The 20,426-nt window shown below is 40.6% G+C and carries 19 protein-coding genes; 17 read left to right on the top strand and 2 right to left on the bottom strand.

All coding sequences use genetic code 11. The features are described from left to right. Positions 1-62 precede the first annotated feature (62 nt). The 14 genes from JFU01_RS07610 to JFU01_RS07675 all read left to right on the top strand — a co-directional run bounded on the left by JFU01_RS07610 (position 63) and on the right by JFU01_RS07675 (position 15,862). Entirely contained in the window at positions 63-1,067 is a 1,005-nt protein-coding gene (locus JFU01_RS07610; protein WP_195856470.1) for a helix-turn-helix domain-containing protein, read from the top strand. Continuing rightward, entirely contained in the window at positions 1,061-2,539 is a 1,479-nt protein-coding gene (locus JFU01_RS07615; RefSeq protein WP_198434221.1) for a RecQ family ATP-dependent DNA helicase, read from the top strand. Before JFU01_RS07610 ends, JFU01_RS07615 begins: the two co-directional genes overlap by 7 nt. Positions 2,540-2,617: 78 nt before the next feature. Beyond that, positions 2,618-3,346, top strand: a complete 729-nt coding sequence (locus JFU01_RS07620) for a LysM peptidoglycan-binding domain-containing protein (RefSeq protein WP_013669922.1) — start codon at positions 2,618-2,620, stop codon at positions 3,344-3,346. Positions 3,347-3,377: 31 nt separating this feature from the next. Further along, the gene (cmk, locus tag JFU01_RS07625) at positions 3,378-4,052 is read left to right on the top strand and encodes a (d)CMP kinase (RefSeq protein WP_195856472.1); all 675 of its coding nucleotides are present in this window, start codon (positions 3,378-3,380) and stop codon (positions 4,050-4,052) included. A gap of 132 nt (positions 4,053-4,184) precedes the next feature. Then, entirely contained in the window at positions 4,185-5,507 is a 1,323-nt protein-coding gene (gene rpsA / locus JFU01_RS07630; RefSeq protein WP_195856473.1) for a 30S ribosomal protein S1, read from the top strand. A gap of 90 nt (positions 5,508-5,597) precedes the next feature. Beyond that, a complete protein-coding gene (gene der / locus JFU01_RS07635) occupies positions 5,598-6,908 on the top strand; it encodes a ribosome biogenesis GTPase Der (RefSeq protein ID WP_195856474.1) in 1,311 nt (436 codons plus the stop codon). A 124-nt stretch (positions 6,909-7,032) separates the two neighbouring features. Next, entirely contained in the window at positions 7,033-7,311 is a 279-nt protein-coding gene (locus JFU01_RS07640) for an HU family DNA-binding protein (protein ID WP_013669777.1), read from the top strand. A 116-nt stretch (positions 7,312-7,427) separates the two neighbouring features. Continuing rightward, positions 7,428-8,717 (top strand): tetratricopeptide repeat protein, encoded by a 1,290-nt coding sequence (locus JFU01_RS07645; RefSeq protein ID WP_195856475.1) that lies wholly within the window; start codon positions 7,428-7,430, stop codon positions 8,715-8,717. A 46-nt stretch (positions 8,718-8,763) separates the two neighbouring features. After that, positions 8,764-9,552, top strand: coding sequence for a 4-hydroxy-tetrahydrodipicolinate reductase (gene dapB, locus JFU01_RS07650; RefSeq protein ID WP_198434223.1), 789 nt, complete (start codon positions 8,764-8,766; stop codon positions 9,550-9,552). Continuing rightward, positions 9,549-10,787, top strand: coding sequence for a CCA tRNA nucleotidyltransferase (locus tag JFU01_RS07655; protein ID WP_230086958.1), 1,239 nt, complete (start codon positions 9,549-9,551; stop codon positions 10,785-10,787). Before dapB ends, JFU01_RS07655 begins: the two co-directional genes overlap by 4 nt. Positions 10,788-10,814: 27 nt before the next feature. Further along, positions 10,815-13,487 carry an exonuclease domain-containing protein gene (locus tag JFU01_RS07660; RefSeq protein WP_195856477.1) on the top strand — a complete coding sequence of 891 codons (2,673 nt, stop codon included), beginning with the start codon at positions 10,815-10,817 and terminating at the stop codon, positions 13,485-13,487. Between the two features lie 11 nt (positions 13,488-13,498). Then, positions 13,499-13,975 (top strand): cell wall elongation regulator TseB-like domain-containing protein, encoded by a 477-nt coding sequence (locus JFU01_RS07665; RefSeq protein WP_195856478.1) that lies wholly within the window; start codon positions 13,499-13,501, stop codon positions 13,973-13,975. A gap of 13 nt (positions 13,976-13,988) precedes the next feature. Then, entirely contained in the window at positions 13,989-15,176 is a 1,188-nt protein-coding gene (locus tag JFU01_RS07670; RefSeq protein ID WP_195856479.1) for a pyridoxal phosphate-dependent aminotransferase, read from the top strand. A gap of 14 nt (positions 15,177-15,190) precedes the next feature. Next, on the top strand, positions 15,191-15,862 hold the full coding sequence (locus JFU01_RS07675) for a DnaD domain-containing protein (RefSeq protein ID WP_195856480.1): 672 nt from the start codon (positions 15,191-15,193) through the stop codon (positions 15,860-15,862). 69 nt (positions 15,863-15,931) lie between these two features. Here JFU01_RS07675 and JFU01_RS07680 read toward each other — a convergent pair whose 3' ends face one another. Together JFU01_RS07680 and JFU01_RS07685 are read right to left on the bottom strand one after the other, a co-directional pair. Next, the gene (locus JFU01_RS07680) at positions 15,932-16,936 is read right to left on the bottom strand and encodes an NAD(P)/FAD-dependent oxidoreductase (protein WP_195856481.1); all 1,005 of its coding nucleotides are present in this window, start codon (positions 16,934-16,936) and stop codon (positions 15,932-15,934) included. Next, positions 16,936-17,439, bottom strand: coding sequence for a divergent PAP2 family protein (locus tag JFU01_RS07685; protein ID WP_195856482.1), 504 nt, complete (start codon positions 17,437-17,439; stop codon positions 16,936-16,938). The genes JFU01_RS07680 and JFU01_RS07685 overlap by 1 nt, the downstream gene beginning before the upstream one ends. Positions 17,440-17,593: 154 nt before the next feature. On the opposite strand from JFU01_RS07685, the gene JFU01_RS07690 reads away from it, so the two are divergent. The 3 genes from JFU01_RS07690 to JFU01_RS07700 are packed head-to-tail and all read left to right on the top strand — an operon-like array spanning position 17,594 to position 19,949. After that, positions 17,594-18,187: a peptidylprolyl isomerase gene (locus tag JFU01_RS07690; RefSeq protein ID WP_195856483.1), complete on the top strand. Its 594-nt coding sequence runs from the start codon at positions 17,594-17,596 to the stop codon at positions 18,185-18,187. Beyond that, a complete protein-coding gene (locus JFU01_RS07695) occupies positions 18,187-18,597 on the top strand; it encodes a CvfD/Ygs/GSP13 family RNA-binding post-transcriptional regulator (protein WP_195856484.1) in 411 nt (136 codons plus the stop codon). The genes JFU01_RS07690 and JFU01_RS07695 overlap by 1 nt, the downstream gene beginning before the upstream one ends. Before the next feature lie 2 nt (positions 18,598-18,599). Beyond that, entirely contained in the window at positions 18,600-19,949 is a 1,350-nt protein-coding gene (locus JFU01_RS07700; protein ID WP_195856485.1) for a glucose-6-phosphate isomerase, read from the top strand. Positions 19,950-20,426 lie beyond the last annotated feature (477 nt).

A 20,426-nucleotide genomic window follows, 5' to 3' on the forward strand; every position in this document is an offset into this window, starting at 1 on the left:
TTTTCCTTTTCCGTAGGTCTTCGCTATAATGAATGTGAAAATAGACAATGAGGGGGGAAAAGATGTTAGAACTCTTAGCTGAAGTCAAGAAAGGCACAGCAGACTTGAATCAAAATACACTTTATCAGATTCTTATTGGTAAACGCACACCCTCTAGCTTGTTCTACGCCTATAGTCACCAGCTCTTATTCTTATTTAACTTATGTCCTCAATTATCCAAGTTAAGCTGGAAAAAGTTAGGCCAGGTTGATCATGAGCCAGAGACTGATATGCAAACTTTACTGGCTGGTCTAAAATACCGGCAGGGGCTATTTCCAAAAACTAACCACCAGGCTATACAGACTAGTCTACTCTTATTCTTTCAAACTCTAGCTAATGCTAGCCATGGTGAAAAAAGCTACCAACCCCTTACACAAAGTGCTCAAATTCAATACCAGGTCAAGTGTTTCTTTGCTTGGACGCAAAAAAAGTATCGTAAAAAGGAGTTAGCGACTATACTAGGGCAGGAACTAGAAGCAATTTTAGCTGCTTGGCCTCTGGAGCAAGCCGATATGTTATTGGCACGGATCGGTTATGTTGACCTGCCAGCGCTGACTTATGAAGAATTAGCAAGTCGATATCATTTTACTTTAGACCAATGCCATTTGTACTATAGTAGTTTAATTGATCGCCTCATGATCACAGTTCTATCAGCGGATACCTACCCCCTCTTAAAAAGCTTTTTTGAAAGCTTTATTGCCCCCTATCCTCCTTGGTCAGATTCTGCTAATGTGAGCTATCGCTATATTAAACAGGGCTATTCATTAGAAAAAATTGCTAAAAATCGCCATTTAAAAGTTTCTACCATAGCTGATCATTATGTGGACATTATGCTTTCTCGTCCAGAAGTTTTAGCCCAGGAAGCCAGTGACTTGTTCGGCGCAGATTTAAAGAAGATTGATTGGTCGCTTGCTTATAATCATTTTGAAAGCTTTCAGAAAGCTTTTCCTAAAGCGCCTTATTGGCTTTACCGTTATTATCAAGTGATGCAAGTGAAAGAGGCCAGAAAGGAGCAAGTAAGATGTTAGAAGATCTCTTAGCGAATCACTTTGGTTACCAGTCTTTTCGCCCTGGGCAAAAGGAAATTTTACTCCACTTACAGAAGCGAGAAAACACGATTGGTATTTTACCCACTGCTGGCGGCAAGTCATTGATTTATCAGATCTACCAGTATTTAAATCCCGGTCCCATTTTGCTTATCTCCCCTTTGTTGGCATTGATGGAAGACCAAGTGAGTCAGCTGCAGGCACTAGGTTTTAAAGCAAGTGTGGCTATAACTAGTCAATTAAGTAAACAAGAAAAAAACTGGTTACTTCATCATCTCCATGACTTTCAATTTATTATTATGTCACCAGAAATGCTCTCCCAACCCGCTGTCTTACGGCGCTTAAGGCAAATTGCTATCAAACTGATGGTCATTGATGAAGCGCACTGTATTTCTCAATGGGGCTATGATTTTCGCCCGGAGTACAGTGCCCTCAGACAATTTCGCCAAGCCTTAAATCATCCTTTAACCCTAGCTCTGAGCGGCAGTGCTAGTCAAAATACACTAGCAGAGATTGCCCAGCATTTGTTTAGTGATTGGGAAAGCTATCAGCAAGTCCAATGCCCCTTGGACCGCCCTAATTTGTTCTATGGTCAATTGAAGCTTAATGAAAAGGACAAGTTTCACCATCTTAATTCCTTGCTTGAGACCTTACCGAAGCCGGGAATCATTTATGTCCACAATAAAATGGAGTTGGAAGAACTTTACCAAGACTTAAAAGCAAGCAGCCAGCTAAAGCTCGCCAGCTACCATGCTGACAAGACTAGTGAGGAGCGCTTGCAAGTCCAAGAGCAATTTCAAAAGGGACATCTTGACGCGATTTTAGCCACATCTGCTTTTGGCATGGGGATTAACCAGGCCAATGTACGTTTTGTTATTCACTATCATGCTCCGCAATCGTTAGCTGACTATCTGCAAGAGAGTGGCCGTTGTGGTCGTGACGGCCAAGAAGCTTTGGTATTACTTTATTCTAATCCCCAAGAAATTAGCCGTTTAAATTATTTTAAAGATCAAATTGACGCTCAAGCTTCGCCTTTTTATCAAGGTTTAAATCAGGCTTATCAGCGGGCTGATTTTTTGCAAAGCCAGACTTTCTTAGCACTTGAGGAGCAAATCCAAAATTTAATCACTTATTTTTACTATAATTATTCACCGCAGGATAAGGAGCGGATTCAGAAGGACTTTCAAAACTATCAAAAAATAAAGAAAAATGAAATCGAACAAATGATCCAATACCTCACCTTAAATAGCTGTTATCGTCGTTACTTGCTAAGTCATTTTTCCAAGGAAAGGATAAGTACTAATCGCTTTTGTTGCTCGCATTGTCAGGCTGACTTTGAAGATACGGCAACTTTTAAGGAATATCTGACCTTGGCCCCTAATCGCTTGGTGAATCCCAAAGAAAAAGTGTTGAAGGATTGGCGGGCGCGACTTAATGTCTTATTTCCTAGTTAGGAATGGTTTAACTAAGGAAAATACTGACATTTTGCCTAATAAATGCTACAATTTTCTAGTAATAAAGGAGGAATAATCATGGCATTCAAGGACAATTGGAATCAGTTTAAAAATAAATGGAAAAAAGAAGAGCCAGCAGTTGAGGAAGAAAATGCTAACTTAGAAGAGGAAGTTGAAGCAGGACCAGAGACGAGTTCGGCCGATGAGTACGAAAATTTGAAGAACCGTCAATATTCACGGTCTTCCAGAAATAAAAAGGAAAAGGGTGTATCCCCAACGGTCAAGGTCTTGATTGCTCTAGGACTCTTGTTTATATTGATCCCTTATGCAGCCTACATTATTTACGGCAACCAACAAAAACAACCAGAAAGCATGAATGTGGACCAAGTGATGGTGTCTAAGTCTGAAAATGATTCCCAAAAACAAGCCGAAGAAGAAAGTAAGAAGGCGGAGGAATCAAAACAAGCAGAAGAAAGTAAAAAACAAGAAGAAAGCCAACAAGCGGCTCAAGCTTCTCAACAAGCTGCCCAGGAAGCCCGTCAAGCAGCTGAACAATCCCAAGCCGTTCAACAATCTCAACAACAAGCAGCTGCCCAAGAGCAATCCCGTCAACAAGCGAGTCGAAACCAAAATCAACAAAATACCAATCAAAATCAAAATGTAGGAAGTTATCAAGTTTCTGCTGGGGATAACCTTTATCGGATAGCGGTTAATCATGGAATGACTCTGAATCAATTACTAGAATTAAACGGCTTACACGCCAATTCACCGATCGCACCGGGTACGGTTCTTCGGGTCTACCAATAGGCGCGAAGGTTGAGTAATTGAGGAGTAGAAAATGAAAAAAATTAACATCGCTATTGACGGCCCCGCTTCTTCGGGAAAGAGTACCATCGCTAAACGATTGGCTGAACGTTTAAATTATGTATACTTGGATACGGGTGCCATGTACCGCTGTGTAACTCTCCTGGCCTTAAAAGGACAGGTTGAAGCTGAAAATTCACCAGCACTTAATGAGCTATTAGAAAGCATCGATATTCAATTTGAGACGGACTCTGAAGGCCAAAAGATTTTTCTTAATGGACGGGATGTGACTAAGGCGATCCGTCAAGACCATGTTACCCAAGCGGTTTCTGCTTATTCTGCGATCGACCGAGTTCGCCAGGCTATGGTTGAACGACAACAAAGTTGGGCTAGAAACCATGCTGGCTTAGTGATGGATGGTCGTGATATTGGAACCGTGGTATTGCCTGATGCCGATCTTAAGATTTTTCTCACCGCTTCAGCAGCAGTTAGAGCGAAGAGACGATTCTTAGAAAATCAGGCTAAAGGACTATCTGAACAAACAATTGAAGAATTAACTGAGGCAATCGAAGCTCGTGATTACTACGATGCCCATCGTGAAAATAGCCCCTTAAAAGCAGCTGGGGATGCTATTGTTATTGATAGTTCTGATTTGAATTTAGACCAGGTTGAAGAAAAGATATTGAGTCTAATTGAGGAAAAAGAATAAGTAAATAAGATAAATCTAAAAAAAGCTTTAAGAAATTTGTCTTATTTAAATTAACATGTTATAATCGAAGGGTATTCATTGACCAAAGTGTCGATGGTTAGTACTTTTATTTACAGGAGAGGATATAAGTTTATGACAAATGAGTTTGAACAACAAGCAAATAACGAAGTAGAGGCAAATGAAGAAATGCCTTCTATGGAGGATATGCTTGCAGAAACAAAAGAAGTGAAAATTGGTGATACGGTAACAGGAGAAGTATTAACCATTGATGAAAACAATCAATTAATTGTTGGTATTGAAGGCGCTGGTGTTGAAGGGGTCGTACCTTTCCGTGAATTGTCATCTTCCCATGTTGACGATGTCACTGAAATCGCTAATGTTGGTGATACTCTAGAATTAGTGGTTGTAAAACACATTAAAGATAAAGAAAACGGAACTTTCTTACTTTCTCGTCGTCGTTTAGAACAAAAGAAAGTTTGGAAAGAATTAGAAGAAAAAGCTGAAAATGAAGAAACCATTACTGTTCCAGTAACAAAAGTTGTTAAGGGCGGTTTAGTGGTTGATGCTGGTGTTCGTGGTTTCATCCCAGCTTCTATGGTTGAAGACCACTTTGTACGTGACTTCACACCATATAAAGGCAAAGAATTAGAAGTGAAAATTGTGGAAATTAATCCTCAAGAAAACCGTTTAATTCTTTCCCATAAAGAAATTGCTCGTGAACAAGCTGAAGCTGAACGTGCCGAAAAATTAGCTCAATTTGAAGAAGGCGAAGTTGTTGAAGGAACTGTCGCTCGCTTAGCTAACTTTGGTGCTTTTGTTGACTTAGGTGGTATCGATGGTTTAGTTCACATTTCACAAATTGCTCACCACCATGTTAACCATCCTTCTGATGAATTAGAAGTTGGCCAAACTGTTAAGGTGAAGATCTTGTCAATCGATGAAGACCGTGATCGTATCTCCTTATCTACTAAGGCAGCTACTCCAAGTCCTTGGGAAGATATTGAAGAAAAAGCTCCTAAAGGCGCTGAACTTGATGGTGTGGTACGCCGAATCGTAGACTTTGGTGCTTTCGTAGAAGTCTTCCCTGGCGTTGAAGGTTTAGTTCACATTTCACAAATTTCTCATGAACATGTCAACCATCCTTCGGATAAACTTGAAGAAGGCCAAGATATTAAAGTCAAAGTGCTTGATGTAAATCCAGAAGAACACCGTCTATCTTTATCAATCAAAGCGCTTGAAGAAGCTCCAGAACGTTCTGAGTCTGACAAAGACGAACAAAAAGCTCCACGTCGCGAACGTAAGAGCCAAGCAAATAACCGTCGTAACAAACCGGCTCAAGCAAAACGTTCACAAGCATCTCAAAGTAGCAATGACGAAGACACAGGCTTCTCATTCGCTGATCTTTTAGGTGACCAACTAAAAGACTTAAATCTTGACGATTCTTCAGAAGATTAGTAAAGATTAATAAGGGCTGGGAGCGATCCCGGCCCTATTTTTGTTTAATCCGATTGGAATATTTATTCGCCTAGAAGGAGGGGACTATGGATGAAAACCCTAAATATCGCCATTGTTGGACGACCTAATGTGGGGAAATCGACAATTTTTAACCGGATTGCCGGGCAAAGAATCAGCATCGTTGAAGATGTTCCTGGAGTAACCCGTGACCGTGTCTATGCCCAAGGAGAGTGGCTGAGTCGGAAGCTACGTTTAATTGACACTGGGGGGATTGAATTTAACGACGAACCCTTTGTCGAACAAATCCGCCTGCAAGCAGAAATTGCAGTGGAAGAGGCTGATTTAATTATTATGATGACTAGTGTAGTTGATGGGGTTACAGAAACCGATGAAATGATCGCCCGTCTACTGCAAAAGTCTGATAAACCTGTCCTCTTAGCGGTAAATAAGGTGGATAACCCCGAATTACAAGCAGAAATTTACGATTTTTACCGACTAGGCCTTAATGATCCCTTTCCAATCTCAGGTGCACACGGCCTAGGAATCGGAGATCTCTTGGCAGAAATCTACCGTCTCTTTCCTTTAGAAGATGAGGATAGCGAAGATGAGGAAACGATTTCTTTTGCCTTAATTGGACGGCCAAATGTGGGGAAATCCTCCTTGGTAAATGCGATTTTGGGTGAGAACCGTGTGATTGTTTCTGATATTGCTGGCACCACCCGAGATGCAGTGGATACTTACTTTTCATATAATGAGCGCAGTTTTAAAATTATTGACACTGCAGGGATTCGCCGAAAAGGGAGAGTCTCTGAATCAACTGAGAAATATAGTGTCATGCGGTCGATGTCTGCGATTGAACAGGCATCTGTTGTCTTGCTCGTCCTCAATGCCGAAGAAGGCATCCGTGATCAAGATAAGACCGTAGCTGGCTACGCTCATGAGGCAGGGAAGGGAATTATTATCCTAGTTAACAAATGGGATGCCCTAAAAAAAGACAGCCACACCATGAAGGAATTTGAAGATAATATTCGCGCTCAATTCCAATTCCTATCCTATGCACCTATCCTTTTTGTCTCTGCAAAAAGTAAGCAGCGTTTAGATAAGATCCCAGATCTTATTATCCAAGTTCATGAAAACTTTAACCGTCGGATTCAATCCTCCCTACTTAATCAAGTTTTGGCGGATGCTATCCGCATTAATCCAGCGCCTTCAGATAAAGGGAAAAAGTTACGGGTTTACTATATGACTCAGGTGAGCGTAGGGCCACCGACCTTTGTCGTGATGGTCAACGATACTGATCTTATGCATTTTTCCTATGAGCGCTTCCTGGCTAACCAAATTCGGCAGGCCTTTGATTTTAGCGGAACGCCCCTGCATATCATTAGCAGAAATCGGCGGTAAAACATTGAAATATAAGGTATAAATGTTGTTATGACGTGCTTTCTGTGGTATATTTATAGAGAATTGTCATTGATGATAATTCTCCATTCACGAGAAGAATGGAAATATTTTTGGAGGTGTAAAAATGGCTAATAAAGCTGACTTAGTACAAAAAGTAGCTGAATCAACTGGTGAATCTAAGAAAAATGTTCAACCAGTCGTTGATGCAGTATTTTCTTCAATTGAAAACTTTTTAGCTGATGGGGAAAATGTTCAAATTATCGGTTTTGGTAATTTTGAAGTACGTGAACGTGCCGCTCGTAAGGGACGTAACCCACAAACAGGTGAAGAAATTCAAATTCCAGCAAGTAAAGTACCTGCATTTAAAGCAGGTAAAGGTTTAAAAGACGTTGTTAAGGGCTAATCTTCCTTAACTTGAAACTGCCAAGTTCTCAGAAGGACTTGGCAGTTTTTATTTATTACTTATCGGTAGGGTTAAGCTTTATATCTATGCTAAAATAAACAAATATGGAGGTTAGCATGAAGGAATTATATGAAGAAATCACCGAACTGATTGTTCAAGAAAAATATGACCAAGCCCAAGGAAAATTAGCGGACTTGCTTAACCAACTGATTAAAAGGGGAAGTAAGGAAGATTTTGCTCAGCTGGGATATAATTTCCAACAACTTGGCTTTATTCCCTATGCCAAGGCAATTTATCAGGAAGCCGCTAAGCGCTATCCCGGTGAAGCCACCTGGTCTTTGCTATTGGGAGAATTGGCTATGGACGATGGTCGCTATGAAGAGGGCTTGGACTACCTACTCAGTATTGATCCAAATGATGATTTATATCTGGAAGCCTTGCTATTGGAAGCTGACGCTTATCAAATGCTCAGTCTACCTGAAGTTAGTCTGGCTAAATTGAAGGAAGCCAACCAGTTGGCTCCTGGCCAAGAGGCGATAGAATTTGGTATGGCTCAATTAGTCTTTACCATGGGGGATTTCAAAGAAGCCCTTAAACTTTACCATGACCTAAGTCAAAAGGAGGGCCTGAGCCCTGAAATTAGAGAAGAAGTGGAAGATAACTATCAGTATGCCCTAGTTGCTACCGGTCAATATGACAAGGCGGCTCAGCTGCTTTCTAATAAAGAAAACAGCGCACTGAGCCAGGCTGAGAAGGAACAATTAGCCTTTCTCGCATACCACGACAAGGATTATAGCTATTGTGACCAATTACTAAGTCCTCTCTATGAAAATAATTTGCTAGATCCTTCCTATTACCTGCTTTTAGCCAAGTGTAAATGGGAGCTTAATGAAAGCGATCAGGCTCTAAGAGTCATTAATGAAGCCATTAGTAAGGACCCTTATGCCAGCGTCTTATACATGGAAAGAGCAAATTTCTATTTCTACCTTAAGGAATTCAAGCGGGCCCAAGCAGACTATGAGAAGGTCCTAGAAGCTGATGAGGATAATATCAGAGCTTATCAACAATTATTACGTTTGGCATTAGATTCTGATAATGAGGATAGGGCTCAAGAACTTATTGAGGCCATGAAGGATAAGGGGATCAGCGATGGAAATAGTCACTGGTTAATGGCCCAATTCTATAATCTAACGGAAAATTATGATCAAGCCCGAAAATATTATGACCTGGCTAGTCGCGATTTAAAAGATGACAATGACTTCTTAGTGGATTATATCTATTTCTTAAGGGAAGAGGGACAATTTAGAAAAATTGTCAAACTATTAGCTGATAAACCAGAACTCAAGCAATCCCCAGCGCTTAGCTCAGTTATCGACCAAGTAAAAGACTGGGAACAGGAGCTTTAAGTCATGCTATAATGGTGCATATGAAGATTGATAGTGAAAGGAAGCGATCAAGATGAAGGTAATGGTTACTGGTTTTTTAGGAAAAATGGGACAGACGACTGTCAATATGATTAATGAAAGTGACGACTTTACGCTAGCAGCCCTAGTTAACCATCATTTAGACCAACATCAAGACGACTTGGAAACTTTTAAAGGCTTGGCGCCAATTTATTCTAGTGTGGAAGAAGCCTTAGGGGAGGTTGAAGTCGATGCTGTAGTTGATTTTACCCAGCCAAGTGTGGTTTATGATCATTGTAAGACCTATATTGAACATAATATTCATCCTGTCATTGGAACTTCAGGTTTAGAAAGTGATGAAATTAGCCACTTACAAGCCTTAGCTAGTGAAAAGAAACTAGGTGGAGTGATTGCACCTAATTTTGCAATATCATCCGTCCTCATGCAACTATTTAGTCAAGAAGCTGCCAAATATTTGGACCATGTCGAAATTATTGAAATGCACCATGCGCAAAAAGCAGATGCGCCTAGCGGTACCGCCATTAAGACAGCGGATTTAATCCATGAAAGTCAAAAGCAAAAAGAAGACCTTGTCGTTAACCGTAATGAATCGATAGCTGGGGCTCGTGGGGCTGATTATAAAGGGATTCCTATCCATAGTGTCCGTTTGCCTGGCCTAAATTCGCATCAAATTGTCCAATTTGGCGCGCCAGGCGAAGGTTTGACTATCCGCCAAGATTCTTATAACCGTGAATCCTATATGCATGGTGTTGCTCTTGCCCTGAAGGCTAGTGACCAATTAGAGGAATTTGTCTACGGATTGGAACACATTTTATGATTATTGATAATAAAGAATTCCAAAAGGCCTTACCGGTTTTAAAGAAAATAGAGACTTTCGGTTACCAAGCCTATTTTGTCGGAGGCTGTATCCGTGATGCTTTATTGGGATTGGCTAGTCATGATGTCGACATCGCCACCAGTGCTTTTCCCGAAGAAATTCAGGCAATCTTCCCCAAACATTTTGATGTCGGCCTAGAACATGGAACGGTTATGGCTTATTTCAATGGGGACACCTATGAAATCACTACCTTTAGAACGGAATCTGAATATGAAGATTATCGCAGACCTAAAGAGGTAACTTTCGTTCGCTCCCTAGAGGAAGACCTTCTTCGCCGTGATTTTACTATCAATGCTATGGCCATGGATTCTGAAGGAAACTTAATTGATTATTTTCAGGGTCAAGAAGATTTAAAAGCAGGGCGGTTACGGGCGGTTGGAAAGGCCCATGATCGCTTTCAAGAAGACGCTCTGAGAATGATGCGGGCAGTTCGCTTTGCCAGTCAATTAGGCTTTGCCCTTGAGACTGATACTGCCCAAGCTATAAAGGTGTCAGCGCCCTTACTTGAAAAAATTGCTGTGGAACGGATTGAGACAGAGATGGCTAAATTATGGCAAGGCCAACACTGGCAAGCCGGACTCAGCTATTTTATTGATTTAGAGCTCTACCCTTACTGTCCTCTAACCGAAGATGGCCAAGTTAGCTTTCAAAAAATGTTAGATGTCTTGAGCCCTCAGCGGGCTTTTCCTAGTGATACTTTCGCTTGGGCAGTTTATTTTTTCCTGGCTAAGCATGACCTGCAATTTATTGATGACTTTACCCGGGCTTGGAAAATGTCGAATAAGCAGAACCGATTAATTAAGGAATATTTACTAGCCTTAAACGCCCGTCAAGAAAGTCAGTCTGCTTGGACAGCGCAATTACTCTATCGTTTTGGCTTAAACACAGCTCAAACAGTGGAAAATTTCATTCAAGGAGAAGGCCAGGCTAAGAGTGAATTTGCTCGCCATTTCCCTAAAGGGAAAGCCGGGCAAGTGGAAGCCATATGGGAAGCGCTGCCTATCCATAGCCGTAAAGACTTAGCCCTTAATGGCCGCGATATTATTGCTGACTTAGCCCCGAATGATAAACGCCTTATTGGCCAATACCTTAATCAGGCTGAAGCAGCTGTTGTTGCTGGACAATGTCCTAATAGCAAGGACGACTTACTAGCCTATTTGAAAGCCAATCAATGAACTGAAAATAGAAGGAGTGTACGGTAGATGCCTGTCAAATATGCCGTGGTTGATTTAGAGACTACCGGTACCAAATATAACCGTGGCGACCGCATTATTCAAATTGGGGTTGTTTTTTTAGAAGGGCAGAAAAAGATTGGTGAATTTAAAAGCAATATCCAGCCACTCATCCCTGTTCCTAAAAATATTAGCGATTTAACTGGTATCCAGACTGAAGATTTACGGGATGCCCCCCTATTTGAAGACGTTGCTCCAGACCTCTTTCAACAATTACAAGAATGTGTCTTTGTGGCCCACAATATTAATTTTGATTATAAATTTCTTAGTGCTTCCTTTGAAGGTGTGGGCTTACCCACTCTTGATCTAGAGGGGATCGATACAGTGGAATTAATCCGCGTCCTATATCCTCAGGCAGCCAGCTATAAGCTAGGAGATTTTTCTCTTGACCATGGCATTAACCTAGTGAAGGCTCACACAGCCATTGAAGACGCCCGGGCCACTGCTCAATTACTAGTCCAAGTCATGGATAAAGTGGCCAGCCTCCCTGAATCTTTATATAAAGCAATGCAGCCCTGGTTAAAATTCTTTATTCGGCAAAGCGGGAAATATTTCAGCTATTGGTATAATCATGCCCATTGTCAAAGAAATAAGGGCCTGATCCGTGGATCATTTACCCTTAATCCTGAAATCAATGAGGGCCTATATCGGCCACTAGCTGGTACAGAAGAAGACCAAGATAGTGGTCATCTGAGTATCCAAGAGGATGTAATGAATTTCTTTGACCAAAATAGTGAGCAATTTGCCTTTTTGAAAGCCAATTCGGGCCAAGGAAAAACCTATAACAGTATCTTAGGTCAATTACAAGTTGCTTCTAAGACTGGGAAACATTTAATCGTATCTTTTCCCAATAATGTCATGATCAGACAATGGCAAGAAGACCACCTGCAAGAATTGGTGAATCAATTGGGGCGAAGGATACAAGTGGCGGTCTTAAAAAGTAAGGACCATTATCTAGATTTAAACACCTTCCAAGCTTATATCAATTACCTGAAGGCTAAGGAAAATCATGTTTCTAAAAATGAAAGTATGTTTACCTTGTCCTTATTACTTTGGGTAAGTGAGACGCAAACAGGAGATTTAGCGGAATTAAATCATGGCTTGAGACAATCTCCCCTCTGGGAACAGTGGGATAATCTGGCACTCTATCAGAATCGTTATCATAGTGACCAGATGCCTATGCAGTGGAATTATTACCAACACCAATTGCACTTAGCCAAAAAGGCTGATATTATTTGGACCAACCACGCCTACTTAATTCGCCATAAAGAGGACTTAGTCGCTAATGGATTATGGACTAAGGCAAGCAACCTGATTATTGATGAGTGCCACCAGCTCCCACAAATTATCGAAAAAGATCTCGCTGTTAATCAGAACTTGGCAGACATCAATGATTACTTAAACCAACAAGAGCATTTTTTTGGTCAGTTAACGGACAAGTATTATCTTGATACCAGTAATCGAGCAATTGAAGAAGTCCTATACACTTGGCAAGACCAGCTGCAAAATGCTCTTAAAACCTTTGACCATGTTCTGGATGAATTATTGAATCATGACAGTCATGAAGCCGTTTATTTTTCTGGAACTGATCCTCGTTTATATAATACTTATTTACTTTTTGCTCAATTGTGGGAAGATCTCAAAGGGGTTCAAAGAGTCTATGGCACTAGTTTAGCCATGGCGCAAAAAGAAAATTTATTAAAGCAAAATCACATACAAAAATGGCTACAAGCCTTGGGACTGGGTCAAAAAATTATCGAAGATATTCAGAAACTGTTTACCAATAAGAATGCTTATTATTATATAATTAGCTATCCAGAAAATTATCCTCGAGTTAGCGCTTATCCTAAGGCGGTAGCAGACTTTATGAGTGAAATTTGGGAAAAGTGTCCGAGTCAGGTGCTATTCCTATCGGCTACAGTTAACTTGCCGGAAAGTCGACGGAGTCTGGAAAGCATGTATGGGATAAAAAAATATCATCTCTATACTTATCCAATTGATCAGACGATTTATGCCAATAAAGGCTTGTATATTCTTAGCGATTACCCCTCCCTCCATGATTTATCGGAGAAGGAATCGATCCGCTATTTAGCAAAGATTTTACAGGCGCTATTGATTAACGGGGATAAGAAAATTTATCTCATGCTCAATTCCAAACAGCTATTGGCTGCCTTAAATCATTTTATTCAAGAATCTTGGCCGGAAGAACTCATCGCTGTCACTTTTATTCAGGGGAAAAAATATGGCCACCAAGATGCCATCAGTCGCTATAATGATAGTCACCATGGCCTCCTGATCGGATTGCAAGCCTTGACTGAGGGCCTACATTTACCATCTCATAGTGACTATTACCTACTAGCGAGATTACCTTTTCGCTCGCCAGATGAAGTGAGGGAGCAAGCCCGTCGTGACTACTGGGAGGAGCGTAATCAGAGTTATTTCTACCAAGAATCCTTACCCCAAATGCTCTTACGCTTCAAGCAGAGTTTAGGACGTATGCTAAGTGATCAAGCGCCAGCCGCCTTTATTGTTTTAGATAAGCGGCTCTTTTACAGTTCTTATAAGGATGCGATTGATAAGGTAATTGGGGATGAACTAAGAGTAGAAGAAGTCAGTTTAGACGCTATTCTCAAGTCTGACTAAAGGAGAGACCTATGACAAGAAGATTAGCAAATGCATTTCTTGTGTGTTTAATTATTATTAATTTTGGCTTATTTACGATTTTCTTCAATTCACAAAAACCAATTATTCAAGAGGAAAAACAGTTAATGACTATGGCTCGAGAAGATATTGGTTTAAAAAATATGGGGAAATTTTATGTTTTAAATAAGGATCACACGACTTATACCATCCAAGGAGAGAATGACCAAGGTGAGCGCATTTATTATGCCTACCAACCGGAAACCAATAAAAAAATAACCGGCAAGGTGAACGAATTAGTCAATGAACAAGAAGCTAAGTCATTGACCTTAAATAATGTGAATACCCAAGAGGTCAAAGAAGCTCGGATTGGAATTGAAGATGACCAATTGGTATGGGAAGTTTCCTTTATTAACCAAGATGGACACTTGGGCTATCATTACATTAATGCAGCGAGTGGCCATTGGTATGAAACCATAGATAAATTATAGGAGGAAAGCTAGCATGTTTTCGAAACGCGCTTTAGAATTAAAAGAATCAAGCACCCTTAAAGCCAGTGATCGCGCCAAACAATTAAAAGCTCAAGGCAAGGATATTATTAGTTTAACCTTAGGAGAACCAGATTTTCCTACGCCTAGTCCAATTGTTGATTATGCTAAAACAGCCTTAGACCAAGGAAAAGGCCACCATTATACGCCAGCTGGAGGACTTTTAGAAGTTAGAGAAGCTATTGCTAAATTTCATCAAGAAAAAGATGGGGTGCCTTATACAGCTGATCAAGTCTTTATTGCTAACGGCAGCAAGTTAGTCCTTTATGATTTGTTCCAAATTCTATTAAACCCAGGTGATGAAGTGATTGTGCCAAGTCCCTATTGGGTGAGTTATGAAGAACAGATACGCCTAACTGGGGCCAAGGCGGTTTTAGCTCAAACTGATGCTGACAATGATTTCCGCTTAACGCCTGAAATTATTGACCAATACCTCACTCCAAAAACAAAGATTTTGCTGATTAATTCACCGGCTAATCCGACCGGAACGGTTTTAAGTAAGGAAGAGTTAGCGGCTATTGCTGACTACTGTTTGAAGCACAATCTATTGATGATTGCTGATGAAATTTATAGCCAGTTAGTTTATAACGGCAACCAGTTTTATTCTCTTGCTGCTATAAGCCCAGAGGCTCGTGCCAATACCATTGTGGTGAATGGTATGTCAAAGAGTTATGCGATGACTGGTTGGCGCTTAGGCTATTGTTTAGCTGATCAAAAAATTATAAAAATGCTCAACAAATTAGCGGGTCAAATCAGTGGTAATGCAGCTGGTGTGAGCCAATACGCGGCTTTAGGGGCCTTCAAGAGCGGTCCGGAATTGGTTGAATCCATGCGTTCAACCTATGAAGATCGTCTAAATAAGGGCTATGAGGCCGTAATCAATTTACCAGGCTTTGAACTAGCTAATAAACCCCAAGGGGCCTTTTATCTGTTTCCAAAATGCCAGCAAGCTGCTTTAAGCTGTGGCTATGATAGTGTCGATGATTTTGTCATGGCGATCCTAGAAGAAGCCCACGTTGCTTTGGTAGCGGGATCCGCCTTTGGCATGCCAGAACATGTCCGTTTATCTTATGCGACTGATGAGAATTTATTCATAGAGGCAATTGAGCGGATTAGTAGCTTTATGCAAGAAAAAATGAATTAAGAGGGTGGACTTTAGTGGTTGAAAGAAAACAATATACGGTTTTACAAACCAGCTTATTAGAAAACTATCAAGCGCTCTCTTTGAGCAATGAGGAAGTGATGTTTCTCATTCATATTGTCAGCTTTCAGCAAATGCAAGATGATTTTCCACCGATTCAAGCCTTACAAAAGCGTATGGGCTATAGCCAGGGTGAAATTTATGACATGATTCAGAATTTGATTGATAAAAAATTCTTATCAATTGAGAGCGAAGAAAGTGACCAGGGTCAGCAGATTGAATACTATAGTCTAGACTTGCTTTATCAAAAATTAGAGCGTTTATTTGAAGAAAACCATGCCAAAAAAGAAAAACAAGCGGAAGAGAAGGCTGAAGGGTCGATCTTTCAAATTATTGAACAAGAATTTGGTCGTCCCTTATCGCCGATCGAATACCAGCAAGTGGCGGCTTGGTTTAGTGAAGACCACTATGATGTGGTAACGGTGAAGGAAGCCATTAAAGCAGCGGTTTTGAATGGCGTATTAAATCTGCGCTACATTGACCGCATTCTAATCAATTGGCAAAAGCAAAATAAAAAAGGTAACGTCGAGACTAGTCCGAACTACCGCAATGCTAAAATTCGTCAGCAAAATAATGACCTCCCCCCAGTCCCTATGACTAAGGTTATCAATACACCCGATGATGAGTGAGAAAAATAGAAATCCTAACATAAGAAAACCGCAGGCAATCATTAGCTGCGGTTTTTTTGTTTATGCAATTTATTTTTTAAAGTAAGTGGTGCTATGAAGAGGGGCTAGTTTTTCCTCGGGGTAGAGGTAGTAAGTGATGGCGTTAATGGCTGTTGGTGCCTCACCGAAGCCACTAGCGATTAACTGGTTTTTACCTGTGTAAGTACAAATATCACCGATGGCGTAGACCCCTGCCAGGCTCGTTTGCATGTGTTCATTAACAGGAATACGTTGGCCGAGAGACTCGATAGGCCATGACTTAAAGGCATTGATGTTTGCTTGAAAACCATAAGAAGAAATAATACTGTCTAGCTGGAGGCGCCTGCTTTCCTGACTGCGACTTTTGGTCAACAAGAGTTCTATCTGCTGGGACCCTTCGAGGGCATGAATGGCCTTAGCTTGATAGGGCGTGATGATTTCAACATTGCTTTTAGTCTTCAATTGCGCTTGGCTAAATTCATGACCACGGAATCTATTTCGGCGGTGGACCAGATAAAGCTTCTTGGCGTACTGGCTGACTAATAGAGCGTTATCTAAAGCGGTATCGCCTCCCCCTAAAATAGCAACAGCTTGACCCTGAAAATCTTGAGCCTGATTAACGGTATAAAATAACTTGTCTCCTTCAAATTCAGCTTCATTTTTAATATTTGCCGAACGTGGTCTAAAAGCGCCGCCCCCAGCGGCAATTAGGACGGCTCGGCTATAAAAACATGTCTTTTGACTTTTTAAGGAAAAATAATCCCCTTCATCATTGATTTCAGTGATGTCATGGTTAAAGTGAAAGCTAGTGGTCGAAGCAAAGGGCTTCACTTGTTCCATCAGAGCTTGACTGAGTTCCTTACCCGTAATTTGCGGAAGGGCCCCAATATCAAAAATCGCCTTGTCAGGATACAAGGCGTGGGGCTGTCCGCCAACTTGAGCAAGACTATCAATAATTTGTACAGAAAGCTGACGCATTCCTGCATAAAAGGCGGCGAATAAACCACTGGGGCCAGCGCCAATAATAGTTAAATCTTTGATATTTTTTTCTGTCATTAAATCATCCAATCAAAATAAAAAAAGATAAAGCGAATAAAAAAGGCAACACCGACCCCAGCGACAAAGCCCCCAAAGACTTCCGAAGGTTTATGCCCAAGATAATCATCGATAACCATATTTTGGTCATCAATCTGATCTAACTTCTCATTGATTTGACCGTCCTCTTCACTAACATAGTGTTCACGTAAAATGGCCAATAACTCTCTAATCAGAATGCCTTGTTCACCACTTTGTCTTCTTACCCCCATGGCGTCGAACATAACGATTAACCCATAGGCTGTTGCTATGGAAACGTAGGGAGACAAAAAGCCTTCTTGAAGGATGAGGGAAGTGATTAAGGCGGTTACCGCAGCGGTATGTGAACTGGGCATGCCGCCGGTCGTATGGATAATAGAAAGTTTGGTTTCCTTTTTTCCCATAAAGAGATAGGCAATCGGGTATTTAATTATTTGGGTGAAAATAATTGCTACAATCGTGGCAGTTAAGGGGAAATTTTTCACTGGAATGTTTCCTCTCTAATATTAACTAGTGTAATCTTATCATGAATTAGGAGGCTAGAAAAGTTTTTTAGGACCTTGAGAAAGTTTGCTGCTATTGAAAGTCTTCTATACAAAAATTTGCGATCTTGGTACAATTAAACTAAGGAGGTAAATAATGAACTATCTACAACTGGAAAGCAATGATCAGAATCCTACCGCAACAATTAAAACCACTTTAGGGGATATTACCCTCACTTTATACCCTGAGGTAGCGCCCAAGGCAGTGAAAAACTTTATTGAACTGAGTCAATCTGGGTATTATGACGGGGTTATTTTCCACCGTGTCATTCCAAACTTTATGATTCAGGGTGGCGACCCAACCGGAACGGGTAGAGGGGGAGAAAGTATCTACGGCAGTGCATTTGAAGATGAGTTTTCTAATCAAGTCTTCAACTTTAACGGAGCTCTCTCCATGGCTAACGCTGGGCCAAATACCAATGGCTCGCAATTCTTTATCGTCTCTGCTCAAGAAGTGCCCCAAGCCATGTTAGACCAGATGAAGGCACTCTCTTGGCCTGAAGAAGTTATTGAGACCTATGCTCAAAAGGGAGGAACCCCTTGGCTCGATCACAAACATACGGTATTTGGTCAAGTAGTCGATGGGATGGATGTTGTCTATCAGATCGAAGCAGTCGAGCGAGACAGCCATGATAAACCCTTAGAAGATGTTTCAATTGTGATGATTGATATTGAAGGCCTTGATCAGTAATGGAGCGTCAAGAAAACTATCGGATTGGCGATGTTCTTAATGGAACAGTGACTGGCATTCAATCCTATGGTTTATTCATCAAATTGGACTCTCATTGCCATGGCTTGGTTCATATTTCTGAAGTTGACCATGGCTATGTCACCAATCTCGAAGAACGCTTTTCGATTGGGGACCAGGTCAAAGTAAAAATCATCGATATCGATGAATACACCAAGAAAATCAGTTTATCGATTCGGGCCCTTAAAGCAACCAACACCCCAAATTTTCCAGCGCGGATAAAGAAACCCAAGCGGCGTCACACACCACAAATAGGTTTTAAAACAATCAATAAAAAAATGCCTGAGTGGATTGAAAACTCATTAGCAGATATCCATTCAGAAAAGATTAAAGATTATCGATTGGAGGAATAACATTGTCTACATTAACTTTTGATTATTCAAAAACACAACACTTTATTCAAGATCATGAATTAGACTATTTACAACCCTTTGTGACCGCAGCAGACAAGATGCTACGTGAAAAGACAGGACAAGGTGCTGATTTTACGGATTGGGTAACTCTTCCAGCAGACTATGACAAAGAAGAATACGCCCGCCTAAAAGCAGCTGCCAAACGTATTCAAGCCGACTCTGATGTCTTAGTGGTGCTTGGAATAGGTGGGTCCTATTTGGGAGCCAAAGCAGCCATTGACTTTTTAAGTCATCAATTTATCAACTATTTCCCAGCTGATAAAAGAGACTATCCTCAAATTTTATTTGCCGGTAACAGTTTAAGCTCAACTTACCTTAGCGAATTAATTGAAGTGATTGGTGACCGTGATTTCTCAGTCAATGTTATTAGTAAATCAGGAACTACTACTGAAACAGCCATTGCCTTTAGAATCTTTAAGCAATTACTAGAAGATAAATATGGTAAAGAAGCTGCTAAACAACGGATTTATGCGACAACTGATAAAGCAAAAGGTGCCCTACGAGAAGAAGCCGATAAAGAAGGCTATGAGACCTTTATTATTCCTGACGGGGTTGGGGGACGCTTTACCGTTCTAACACCAGTAGGGCTTTTACCAATTGCGGTGAGTGGTGCTGATACAGATGCCCTCCTTGAAGGGGCTAAGCAAGCCATGGAAGATCTATCAGATGCAGACTTGAAGAAAAATAGTGCCTACCAATATGCAGGCCTAAGAAACATCCTTCACCGCAAGGGTTATGACACTGAAATCTTAGTGAACTATGAACCAAAGATGCAATACTTTGCAGAGTGGTGGAAACAATTATTCGGTGAATCTGAAGGAAAAGACCAAAAAGGGATTTATCCATCTTCTGCTAACTTCTCCACCGACTTGCATTCGATTGGGCAATCTATCCAAGACGGAAAACGGAACCTGATGGAAACGGTTATCAAAGTTGATACACCTGAAAGAAATATTGATATTCCTCGCTTAGACAGTGACTTAGATGGACTTTCCTACCTAGAAGGTAAGGACCTGGACTATGTAAATACTAAGGCTTTTCAAGGAACCTTGTTAGCCCATACAGACGGTCGCGTACCTAACTTTGTGATTCATCTAGAAAAAATGGACGCTTATCATTTAGGTTACATGATTTACTTCTTTGAATTGGCAGTAGGGATGAGTGGTTATCTCAACGGCGTTAATCCATTTAACCAACCTGGCGTAGAAGCATATAAGAAAAATATGTTTGCTTTACTCGGAAAACCAGGATTCGAGGATTTAGCTGATGAACTTAACCAACGCTTAGATTAATTTGAAACTAATAATCACTTTTATTAATTAAACTAATTGGCTATAAATACTGAAAAATCAGGCTTTTAGAAGAGGAGTTTCATCAAGAAGCTTCTCTTTTTTATTTATTTCAAACTTTTTTGGAAAAATCTATTGACTTTGATAGCAAAACATTATATTATATTTCTTGTCGCTGATGAGCGGAGCAAAACACAGTTCTTAAATCTCCACTTGTTCTCAAAGAACTAATAAAATTTATTTCTTCATTTTGAGAGAAAGCTCAACAATAAAAAATAAATTTTAAAAAGTTCTTGACAAAGAGATGGTGGTTGCGGTATGATAATAAAGTCGCAACAAGCGATATAGACCTTTGAAAACTGAACAAAGAAGACGAACCAAATGTGTAGGGCATCAACATTTTGTTGATGAACCAACAATTCAAACAATAAGTCTAGACCAGACTATAACTAGTCAGCAAACAAATGAGCTATCAACGCT

Source organism: Aerococcus sp. Group 2 (assembly GCF_905125285.1).
Taxonomy (GTDB): Bacteria; Bacillota; Bacilli; order Lactobacillales; family Aerococcaceae; genus Aerococcus; species Aerococcus urinae_E.

Coding starts and splice junctions, on each gene's coding strand:
- JFU01_RS07665 (WP_195856478.1), top strand. CDS start 13,499: ATGACAAGAAGATTAGCAAATGCATTTCTTGTGTGTTTAATTATTATT.
- JFU01_RS07695 (WP_195856484.1), top strand. CDS start 18,187: ATGGAGCGTCAAGAAAACTATCGGATTGGCGATGTTCTTAATGGAACA.
- JFU01_RS07615 (WP_198434221.1), top strand. CDS start 1,061: ATGTTAGAAGATCTCTTAGCGAATCACTTTGGTTACCAGTCTTTTCGC.
- cmk (WP_195856472.1), top strand. CDS start 3,378: ATGAAAAAAATTAACATCGCTATTGACGGCCCCGCTTCTTCGGGAAAG.
- JFU01_RS07680 (WP_195856481.1), bottom strand. CDS start 16,936: ATGACAGAAAAAAATATCAAAGATTTAACTATTATTGGCGCTGGCCCC.
- JFU01_RS07660 (WP_195856477.1), top strand. CDS start 10,815: ATGCCTGTCAAATATGCCGTGGTTGATTTAGAGACTACCGGTACCAAA.
- JFU01_RS07670 (WP_195856479.1), top strand. CDS start 13,989: ATGTTTTCGAAACGCGCTTTAGAATTAAAAGAATCAAGCACCCTTAAA.
- JFU01_RS07640 (WP_013669777.1), top strand. CDS start 7,033: ATGGCTAATAAAGCTGACTTAGTACAAAAAGTAGCTGAATCAACTGGT.
- JFU01_RS07690 (WP_195856483.1), top strand. CDS start 17,594: ATGAACTATCTACAACTGGAAAGCAATGATCAGAATCCTACCGCAACA.
- rpsA (WP_195856473.1), top strand. CDS start 4,185: ATGACAAATGAGTTTGAACAACAAGCAAATAACGAAGTAGAGGCAAAT.
- JFU01_RS07655 (WP_230086958.1), top strand. CDS start 9,549: ATGATTATTGATAATAAAGAATTCCAAAAGGCCTTACCGGTTTTAAAG.
- der (WP_195856474.1), top strand. CDS start 5,598: ATGAAAACCCTAAATATCGCCATTGTTGGACGACCTAATGTGGGGAAA.
- JFU01_RS07620 (WP_013669922.1), top strand. CDS start 2,618: ATGGCATTCAAGGACAATTGGAATCAGTTTAAAAATAAATGGAAAAAA.
- JFU01_RS07610 (WP_195856470.1), top strand. CDS start 63: ATGTTAGAACTCTTAGCTGAAGTCAAGAAAGGCACAGCAGACTTGAAT.
- JFU01_RS07645 (WP_195856475.1), top strand. CDS start 7,428: ATGAAGGAATTATATGAAGAAATCACCGAACTGATTGTTCAAGAAAAA.